The sequence below is a fragment of the Mycobacterium sp. genome, from assembly GCF_036488105.1.
Classification (GTDB): domain Bacteria; phylum Actinomycetota; class Actinomycetes; order Mycobacteriales; family Mycobacteriaceae; genus Mycobacterium.
The window spans coordinates 54,053-62,006 of the sequence record NZ_DASXHW010000181.1 but is presented as its reverse complement, the minus strand read 5'-3'; the positions used below and the strand labels follow the sequence as shown (position 1 = coordinate 62,006).

18 protein-coding genes are annotated in these 7,954 nt (G+C 66.2%); 1 reads left to right on the top strand and 17 read right to left on the bottom strand.

The window, feature by feature from the left end; translation table 11 throughout:
- Positions 1–203: 203 nt before the first annotated feature.
- The 16 genes from VGH54_RS09875 to VGH54_RS09800 form a co-directional block, all read right to left on the bottom strand.
- The gene (locus tag VGH54_RS09875) at positions 204–626 is read right to left on the bottom strand and encodes a DUF6221 family protein (protein WP_331511776.1); all 423 of its coding nucleotides are present in this window, start codon (positions 624–626) and stop codon (positions 204–206) included.
- Complete coding sequence (locus VGH54_RS09870; protein ID WP_331511775.1) at positions 623–952, bottom strand: hypothetical protein; 330 nt, start codon at positions 950–952, stop codon at positions 623–625. The genes VGH54_RS09875 and VGH54_RS09870 overlap by 4 nt, the downstream gene beginning before the upstream one ends.
- 49 nt (positions 953–1,001) lie before the next feature.
- The gene (locus VGH54_RS09865; RefSeq protein ID WP_331511774.1) at positions 1,002–2,003 is read right to left on the bottom strand and encodes a tyrosine-type recombinase/integrase; all 1,002 of its coding nucleotides are present in this window, start codon (positions 2,001–2,003) and stop codon (positions 1,002–1,004) included.
- On the bottom strand, positions 2,000–2,335 hold the full coding sequence (locus tag VGH54_RS09860) for a hypothetical protein (protein ID WP_331511773.1): 336 nt from the start codon (positions 2,333–2,335) through the stop codon (positions 2,000–2,002). Before VGH54_RS09860 ends, VGH54_RS09865 begins: the two co-directional genes overlap by 4 nt.
- A gap of 78 nt (positions 2,336–2,413) precedes the next feature.
- On the bottom strand, positions 2,414–2,764 hold the full coding sequence (locus VGH54_RS09855) for a hypothetical protein (protein WP_331511772.1): 351 nt from the start codon (positions 2,762–2,764) through the stop codon (positions 2,414–2,416).
- Complete coding sequence (locus VGH54_RS09850) at positions 2,761–3,120, bottom strand: hypothetical protein (protein ID WP_331511771.1); 360 nt, start codon at positions 3,118–3,120, stop codon at positions 2,761–2,763. Before VGH54_RS09850 ends, VGH54_RS09855 begins: the two co-directional genes overlap by 4 nt.
- Before the next feature lie 103 nt (positions 3,121–3,223).
- Complete coding sequence (locus VGH54_RS09845; protein WP_331511770.1) at positions 3,224–3,598, bottom strand: hypothetical protein; 375 nt, start codon at positions 3,596–3,598, stop codon at positions 3,224–3,226.
- Positions 3,598–3,900: a hypothetical protein gene (locus VGH54_RS09840; RefSeq protein WP_331511769.1), complete on the bottom strand. Its 303-nt coding sequence runs from the start codon at positions 3,898–3,900 to the stop codon at positions 3,598–3,600. The genes VGH54_RS09845 and VGH54_RS09840 overlap by 1 nt, the downstream gene beginning before the upstream one ends.
- The gene (locus VGH54_RS09835; RefSeq protein WP_331511768.1) at positions 3,893–4,204 is read right to left on the bottom strand and encodes a hypothetical protein; all 312 of its coding nucleotides are present in this window, start codon (positions 4,202–4,204) and stop codon (positions 3,893–3,895) included. The genes VGH54_RS09840 and VGH54_RS09835 overlap by 8 nt, the downstream gene beginning before the upstream one ends.
- A 77-nt stretch (positions 4,205–4,281) precedes the next feature.
- A complete protein-coding gene (locus VGH54_RS09830) occupies positions 4,282–4,599 on the bottom strand; it encodes a hypothetical protein (protein ID WP_331511767.1) in 318 nt (105 codons plus the stop codon).
- 115 nt (positions 4,600–4,714) lie between these two features.
- The gene (locus tag VGH54_RS09825; protein WP_331511766.1) at positions 4,715–5,365 is read right to left on the bottom strand and encodes a hypothetical protein; all 651 of its coding nucleotides are present in this window, start codon (positions 5,363–5,365) and stop codon (positions 4,715–4,717) included.
- Positions 5,362–5,553: a hypothetical protein gene (locus VGH54_RS09820; RefSeq protein WP_331511765.1), complete on the bottom strand. Its 192-nt coding sequence runs from the start codon at positions 5,551–5,553 to the stop codon at positions 5,362–5,364. Before VGH54_RS09820 ends, VGH54_RS09825 begins: the two co-directional genes overlap by 4 nt.
- Positions 5,550–6,023: a hypothetical protein gene (locus tag VGH54_RS09815; protein ID WP_331511764.1), complete on the bottom strand. Its 474-nt coding sequence runs from the start codon at positions 6,021–6,023 to the stop codon at positions 5,550–5,552. The genes VGH54_RS09820 and VGH54_RS09815 overlap by 4 nt, the downstream gene beginning before the upstream one ends.
- Entirely contained in the window at positions 6,020–6,235 is a 216-nt protein-coding gene (locus tag VGH54_RS09810; protein ID WP_331511763.1) for a hypothetical protein, read from the bottom strand. The genes VGH54_RS09815 and VGH54_RS09810 overlap by 4 nt, the downstream gene beginning before the upstream one ends.
- Before the next feature lie 149 nt (positions 6,236–6,384).
- Complete coding sequence (locus VGH54_RS09805; RefSeq protein WP_331511762.1) at positions 6,385–6,606, bottom strand: hypothetical protein; 222 nt, start codon at positions 6,604–6,606, stop codon at positions 6,385–6,387.
- The gene (locus VGH54_RS09800) at positions 6,603–6,770 is read right to left on the bottom strand and encodes a hypothetical protein (protein WP_331511761.1); all 168 of its coding nucleotides are present in this window, start codon (positions 6,768–6,770) and stop codon (positions 6,603–6,605) included. Before VGH54_RS09800 ends, VGH54_RS09805 begins: the two co-directional genes overlap by 4 nt.
- 119 nt (positions 6,771–6,889) lie before the next feature.
- On the opposite strand from VGH54_RS09800, the gene VGH54_RS09795 reads away from it, so the two are divergent.
- On the top strand, positions 6,890–7,714 hold the full coding sequence (locus tag VGH54_RS09795) for a GntR family transcriptional regulator (protein ID WP_331511760.1): 825 nt from the start codon (positions 6,890–6,892) through the stop codon (positions 7,712–7,714).
- Here the strand turns inward: VGH54_RS09795 and VGH54_RS09790 are convergent.
- Positions 7,693–7,944 (bottom strand): hypothetical protein, encoded by a 252-nt coding sequence (locus tag VGH54_RS09790; RefSeq protein WP_331511759.1) that lies wholly within the window; start codon positions 7,942–7,944, stop codon positions 7,693–7,695. The genes VGH54_RS09795 and VGH54_RS09790 overlap by 22 nt on opposite strands.
- Positions 7,945–7,954 lie beyond the last annotated feature (10 nt).

Here is a 7,954-nt window from a genome sequence, read left to right as displayed (position 1 = left end):
CGACTACGAGAACGGCTGGACGAACAAGAGCGACCCGTACCCGCCGTCGACCCGGAAGCCGGTGTGCGCCGGGTTCGACCGGCCGACGTTGCAGCGGTTGATGGACGAGGCGATCGCCGACATCACGAACGGGACGACCGGGCCGGGCTGAGCATGACGAAGGCCCCAGCGGTAGCAGCCGCTGGAGCCTCGTTCGTGGTGTTCTACCCGCGATGGTGGCTCACGATGCCACTTGTCCACGCCTGGTCGTAGTCGTCGTGATCGGCGAACGGCAGGGCGAGGATCTTAAGGCAACCGCCCATGGCGATCAGCGATGCGAAGTTCGGCGCGCACGGGTAGGTGTCGGCCGACAGGGCAATGCGCTCGTACTCGTCCAGGATCGCCCGCTTCGCCGCCAGATCAGCCAGTACTTCGGCGGGCTCGTAGCGGGCGAAGTGCTTGCTCGCTTCAGGATCGCTCAGCGTTCGGGGATACCCGTCTGCGGAGGCGACTGTGTAGCGCGAATGGCCAAATGTCTCCGGATGCCGCTCGCCACCCATCACGATGACCTCGCCGAGCGGCTTCACAGCACGCGCCACCTTCTCCGCCTCGGTGTACCGCGCGGTCAGGAACTCGACGATCGTCACGACTCCTCTCCCTTCAGCAGTGCGAGGATGGCGTTCCGCACCCGCCTGCGGTAGTTGGCCAGCTCGTTGCCCTCGGTCGGCCGCGAAGGATGCACCTTCCACAGTTGGAGGAGTCCGTCGATCTCTTCACCGGTCGGCGTCAGGCGAGGTGTAGACGGCATGTGTCCGCCCACCCCGAAACGGCGCACACCGTCGCCTGTGTCGCTGGTCCCGTCGAGGGCGTGCAGGTACTGCGTCGGGTTGTCGCCGTAGTGATTCGCCGCGAGAACGCACCGCTCTCCGCTGTCCGACACTGCCGTGCATCGCAGGTCGTCATTCTCGCTCACGATGCTTCCTCCTCATCCTTGCCGAGCAGGTGCTCGGTCAGCTTGTGCGTCATGACGCCTCACCTAGCGTCGGCAGCGTCGTCGGTTGAACATACGGGATGTGCACCTGCCCTGCTGCCTGCTGCTTCGCTCGCTCGCCGCGCCGGTCGTACATGCCCGTCGTTGCCAGCGACGCGTGCCCCAGCATCTTCTGCACCGTCGCAGCGTCCACGCCAGCGTCCAGCAGATCGCCCGCGAACGTGCGGCGGCCATCGTGCGGAGAGAACGGGGCAACCTTCGCCGTCCGCGCCAGCCGTTGCAGCATCGCGTACACCGCCTGCGTCGTCAGCCGACGCCTCGCCGGATCCAGCCGGCCAACCTTGTTCACCGCGACGAACAGCGGGCCGGGCTCCTGGCCGCGCACCCGAAGCCATGCCTGCACCGCCTCCCGGCCGCCGCCCGTGACGTAGCACAGGCGGATCTTGTTGCCCTTACCGCGCACCGTCGTCTCGCCGGTCTGCGGATCGAAGTGCTCCAGGTCGAGCGCGACGATCTCCGCCCGGCGTAGTCCGGCGCCGAACAGGACGCCTAGCACGGAGGCGTTGCGGGCCGCGGTCGCGAGGTACGGGCTGTCGGCGCACGCCCAGAACAGGGCGCGTACCTCCGCTGCCGTGACGTGACGCCCGGCGTTGGCACCGGTCAGCCCCGACCCCTTCACCTGACCCCAGTCGATCAGGCGGCGGTAGGCGACGTCATCGAGCAGCCCTTCCCGCCAGCACTGCTTCAGGACCCCGGAGAGCGCGGCGAGCATCTTGCGGACCGTGGACGGCTTGTACCGCTCCAGTAGTGCGGCTTTCAACCATGTCGTGCGGTCGGGTCGCAGGTCGTGCCACGGGATCGCGTCAGCCTTGACTCCGTCGCCGGCGAGCAGTGCGGCCATCTGGTCGAGCGCGCCTTGCATCGTGCGGCGGGAATCGACGGAGCCGAGTGACTGAAGGTAGGTAGCGACGGGAGAGGGGGCTGCCTCGGGCAGCTGGACCGCGGAGACGGAGGGGATTGCGAGCTCGTTCACGACTTCACGCGTGACCGGTCGTCTGGGTTGCAGAAGTCGTGGAGCTTGCGCGCCTTGTAGGTCTGCAGTGTGTTCCGGTCGATGACCTCTCGCTCGCGGAGATCGTTGTAGATCTCAGCGTTGATCAGCGCCTTTGGCTGCTGGCCGTTGCCATCGACAATGATCGTGATCTCCAGGGGGGTGCCAACGTCGCCCCACCCCCGATCCCAGAACACGGAAACCCATTCGTTGGTCTGCGCCAACTCCTGCAACAACGCCTCAGCCTCGGCGGCCGTCTCCAGTTGCGGAATGGTGCTCGGATCCGGGTAGCTGGCGTATTCCACCATCTTCATTTCTTACTCCGATCTAAGTCCGATTTAGGTTATGAGAAGAGCAGTTTCCATAACTAATGCCGGATTCCCTGAAACGCTTCATCGGGAACCCGCCACAGGGTTCTGCGTGATAACTCCGCGCTCGACCAGGAACCCGTACCAAGACGAGACCGCCCACACCCGCCGCGTCTTACTCGCCTCCTTCGCATCCAGCCGGTAACCGCAGTCCCGCTCCATCCATTTGTCGACGTGCAACGGACGAGCGGCCAGCGGATCGACGCCGATCTCACCGCAGAACTTCAGCCACATTTCCACGTCGCGGTAATAGCACCGCTGCGTGTGATAACGGTCGAACAACGCCAACCACGACGCGACCAGCACGTTGATACGCCGGGTCGGACCGTACTGCGCAACCTCATCGACCAGGGTCACAGGGACGATCTCGGTCATGGCTTCTCCCATGCTGTCGTTGTGCCGCAGCTGCACCGGTGCCGCGTGCCTTCCTCGTGAGGCCGCGAGTAGCACTGGTGCCTCCGGCCCCGGCGGTCGGTCCACTCGTGACACCAGGCGATCGCTTCCCGCTGGATCACCGGCAGACCTTCGGTGTCTTCGACCTCGAACACGTCGCTGGCCGACAGGTGAAGGTTGACCGCGGTGCGTGTCAGCACACCCTTCGTCCAGCGAGCCGGCCGCCAGATCCTGACCATCCAATGGTGTGCGTCCATGCCTTCGATATGCACGGTGACGTTCTCAGCGAGGATCTCGTCGAGCTCGGCCCCGTCGTACTGCACACGCTCGTCACTCATCGCCCGCGTCCCCTCGGGCACGCTTCACGAGCCGCTCCCGCGCGATCCACGCCACCACAAACACCACTGCCGCGGCCGTTGGTGAGAGCGATCAGAAACCCGGTCACTCGGCCACCTCATCCAGATAGCGCCACTCGACCCGGGTCACCACGTCCTCGACGTGCATGCGCTGCGCCTTGACGAAGAACTCGTCGACGAAGTCCTCCGGCGACATGTCCGGGAACCCCTCGTAGGACACCTCGTTCTGCCCGTACGTCAGGTCCATCGTGAGCGCGCTCAGCGGCTCGCGCCGAACTGACACGACCTGCACGTCGACGATCCGCACCAGCGGCTCACCCTTCTTCCGGCCCATCACCTTGCGGCACAGGGTCAGCCGGTCGCCGGGCTTCAGGAACAGCCAGCCCTTGCGGCGGGTCACGGTCTTCGCCCGGCGGCGCACAGCATCTTCAGTAAAGGCAACACTCATCAGGCGGGGCATCAGACGTTCTCCCGTCGGATTCCGCACGCTCCGCAGAAGAACTCGTCCCCGTCGCAATTGCTGCACACGAGGCCGGTTGGTACCGGTGCGCCGGCGTGCTCACCAACGAACCCGATCAGCTCGGCCCACTCCTCACGGGTCAGCGACACCAACACCTCATCGCCGGAATCATCGGAGTACCGCCGGATGAGCTCGATCGGCGCAGCAGCGTCCTCGGTCCGGGTCGTTGCGATCACGTACGGATGCCGCTTATCCCAGTCGCGCCAGAACGCGATGCTCCGGGAGGTCGTGGTCTCAGGCATCGGTCCCCTCCGGTCGGTAGATGACGAACTCGCCGCCACGCTTGAAGTAGTTGGTGAACTGCTCCCACCCACCGAAGCTGTAGCCATCCCGGTTGTCCCACCCGCCGTCGTCGCCCCTCACGAATGGCGGCCACTGGTCCCGCACGAAGACGACACAGTCGCCGCTCGGCTCGGCCGGGGGCGGGGTCGGCAACTGCTTCGCGATCTGATCGGCGACGGCCTTCTCCAGGTCGCTGCCGTCGTTGCGGAGGTCGTAGACGATGGCCCTGGCCTCGTCGTCGCCCAGCTCTACTGCATACCTCATTCGGACTCCGTTTCTCGTTCAAAATCAGGGGGTTTCGCAAGATAAGAGGGATTATCAATACAGGTGGTTGAAGCGGTTCAACAAGCGGTGTGGTCGTGCGGCGGCAGGTAGTACAGGTCATACCCGAGCAGTTCCGCACCCTGGCCAGCCGTCGACCACAACTGACGCGAATGCCAGCTGCCCTGATCGCCGTCCCAGGTCTGCTCACCGCAGATGCACCAGGTACGGTCCAGGACGTCATTCCAGCAGCCCGGCAAGTGCTCGTCACCGCACTGCTTGGGCTCGGCGCTGAACTCACCGATCAACACCCCCTGGTAGGACGGTCCTTCGGTGGCTGCTCCTGCCAGTGCTTCCACACGGTCAGCGGCAGCAAGGAGCTCGCCGGCGGGTGTCATCGGCGGATCTCCCAGATATTCTGGCGGCAGGTGCCGCACCAATGGCCATTCCTGAGGGGCGTCCCACAGTCGCAGGTCCGTTCCTCGGCGGCCTCGATGTACTCGACGTCCTCGCTCACTTCTCGTCCTCCTTCGGCTGTTCGGTGAGAGCCGCGCACTCCGGTCGGGACGGGTCACCACAGGTCTCCCGGCCGATCACGGCAGCACCACAACCCGTGCAGTGGTGTAGGTCCGAGTTCACCGGGTGGGGTTCGGTGAGAGCCGCGACAAGAGCGGCTGTCAGGCTGTTGATCACTGCGTCGCTCCCGTCGATCCGGTCCCGCAGCACCCGTTCGATCACCTGTCGATCGACAACGGGCTGCGCTTCCAGTTCGTTCGCAGCGGCGGCCTCAGCAAAGAACGCCTTCGACGCGTAGGCAGCACGACGACGAGTGGACAGCCACGCCAGCCGGTACCGATCGACAGCGGGACCACTGAGACGCGCGGCGGCGGCCGACTCCAGCACCTCATCGAACGTGCCCTCGACCTCAGGCCACTCGTCCAGCGCCTCCGAAAGCGGCCTCCGCTCGGCGACAGCGGGTCCACCAGAGGCGGGCAGCAGCGGGAGAGCGGCCTCCAGAGCGGCGCGGATCTCCGCGCGAACCTGCCGCGCATTCCCCTCCATTGTCGGCGGCCACAGGATCAGATCCCCCGCCGGAGACGCGTTCCAAGCAGCCATCGAAGCCGCCTCAACGACTGCGTCGGGGATCTCCACCTTGTCGCTCATCGCCTAGCCTCCAAGTCGGCGCTGGACAGGAGCACGACCTTGCTGCTCGCCTGTCCGCCGACCGTGTAGTGCACGCGAATCCGGATCGTCCCCGGCGGTTCGGTGCCGTCGTCGGGCTCCCATTCGGCGCCGAGGAACTCAGCCACCCGGCCGTCTGGCAGCGTCCGCCTGCGCCAGTTCTCGCTCACGACTTGCCCTCCATCTCATTGGCGCGCTTACTGGCTCGGACCTCCTGCGCGGCCTTCCGGCCTGCGGCGTCTGCAATCCGGGTGAGTTCGGCGCACCGGGGGCAGCCATCGACCGGCAGCGCCCGGGAATCATCGTGGCTGTGGCCTGAACCCAGCGGGGGGAACACGATCGGGGCTTCGTTGCTGGTGGCATCCTCAACCTCGGAACGGAACACGCCAGCAGCGAGCAGGGCCGCCACGAGCGCCTTCGCGACCGCCCGCCGCGCACGAGGGCCGTCTTCCACCCAGTTCGCCAGTTCGTCAGCGATCAGCGATTCCAGCGATTCCCGGTCAGCGACCGGTACCGACTCGGCAGGATGGGCGGCCCAACGGTCCTCATCGAGCACCCGGCGCACATCCCCTGCGGTCAGCGACCAACTCCGCTCCCCGAGCAGCTTCTCCAGCGCGGCCCGCAGGCTGTCGTTGCTCATCGCTTCGCCGCCGGGACATCCGCGGTGAACGTGTCGAAGTCAGCCAGCGCCTCCAGCGCCTCGCGCGCCGCGACGTGCGCCGGCCGCTCCGTCTGCTCGTCAGCGACCACGGCGACGAAGTTGGCCAGGAACCCCGCGACGAAGTTCGGGTCGTAGGCGTGGCGCTGGATCTGATCGGCCAGGTCCTCGCCGGTCGGTCGGGTGTCGCTCATCAGGTCCTTCTCTCATGTGTAGTGATAACTGACGGGAGTGTTGCAAGAAGCGCCCCCAATTCCCGGGGAGGAACGGGAACCGGGGGCGCGAGTGGAGCGGCCAGGACGCCGGGCGAGGGGGGTGAGGATGCACCGACGCCCTGACCGGTCTAGAGGGGCGGCAAACCCCACAGCCGCTCAGACGGCAACGGCAACGTGGCCGGCGCGACCAACGGCACGGCCTCGTTCGTGACCTTCAGGCCGGCGAACCGGCGACCCATCGCGACCGCGTACCGCTCCGCCAACTCGGGCTCCGCGGTGTAGTTCGCGATCACGTGGCTGCCGAACCAGACCCGCACGTTCCGACGCTCAGCGGTCGCGGGCGTGTTCACGACGTGGCCTTCGCGGCGCGCTCGTTGTACCGGTCCGCGGCGGCCTGGGCCGCCTTCTTGCTCTTGTGCGGGACCGGCAGCGCCAGGTCGTCGACGTTGTCGTACACGCGCCACGTCCCGTCGTACCTGTTCACGATCGCGTACCGCTTGTCTTCCTGGCTCATTGCTGTCTCCCCAGTGGCATCCGGTGGTGATAGATCCACCCTGCTCCACTTGTTGCAACAAGTCAACAAGCAGAGACGAAGTTGTTCAAAAAAGGCAACAAGTCCCGTAGCATCGAGCCATGGCCCTCAAGCTCTCCAAGCAGACGCTCACCCAGGTCGCCCCCCACCCGCCCATGCGCGACCAACTCGCCGACCACATCCGGCAAGCCATCGCAACCGGCGACCTCAACCCCGGCGACCGCGTCCCCAGCGAGAACGACATCGCCAACGCCATCAACATCGACCGCGCCACCGTCGGCCGAGCCCTCGCCATCCTCGTCAACGAAGGCCTCATCATCCGATCCCAAGGCCGACCCACCATCGTCGCGCCCGCCATACCCGTCCGGCACATGTCCACCAACCGGTACGCCGAACAACTCACCCAACTACGAGCCGGCCAACGCGACACCACCGCCTTCGTCACCGACCACGGCGCCGAATGGGACGAGTACACCGTCGACCCGCTCGAATACGACGAAGAGACCGCGACCGAAACCGACGCGGCCTACCTCGGCATCAAAACCGGAACAAAGATCATGCGTCGCCGCATGGTGAAACGACTCGCCGGCGAACCCATCCAGATCCAGCGATCCGCCGTACCGATGAAGATCGCCAAAGGCAAGGTCCTCGCAGACCCGACCGTCCAGCCCTACCCGGGCGGCACCCTCGCCGAGCTGTACGACGCCGGACTCATCCCCGACGGCTCGGTCCTGCACGTCGACGAGACCGCGGTCGGCCGGCTACCCAACCCGACCGAACGGCGCCTGCTCAACCTGACCGCGCCCACACCGGTCGTGTGGGACATCGTCCGCGTGTTCAGCGTCGACGGAAACCCGGTCGAGGTGTCACGCGTGATTGCCCCGATGGCCGGGCATGCACTGCACTACGAGACGACGGTCAGCTGAGCCTGTAGCCGCTCGGCCACGCGCGTACCGGACTCGGCTTCCGCGATCAGGGCCGCGACGATCCCGGCCGAGCGGCGAGCCTGGAAGGCCACCGCCTCGCGGTCCTGCGGGTTCTTCGCCATGATGTCCAGGTGGGTACGCCAGGTCTCCATCTCGGCGAACGCGGCATCAAGCTTCGCCTTCGCCTCAGCGATCTCATCGGCTGCGGTGCGCGGTTCGTGGTGGCCCATGGGTCGAGAG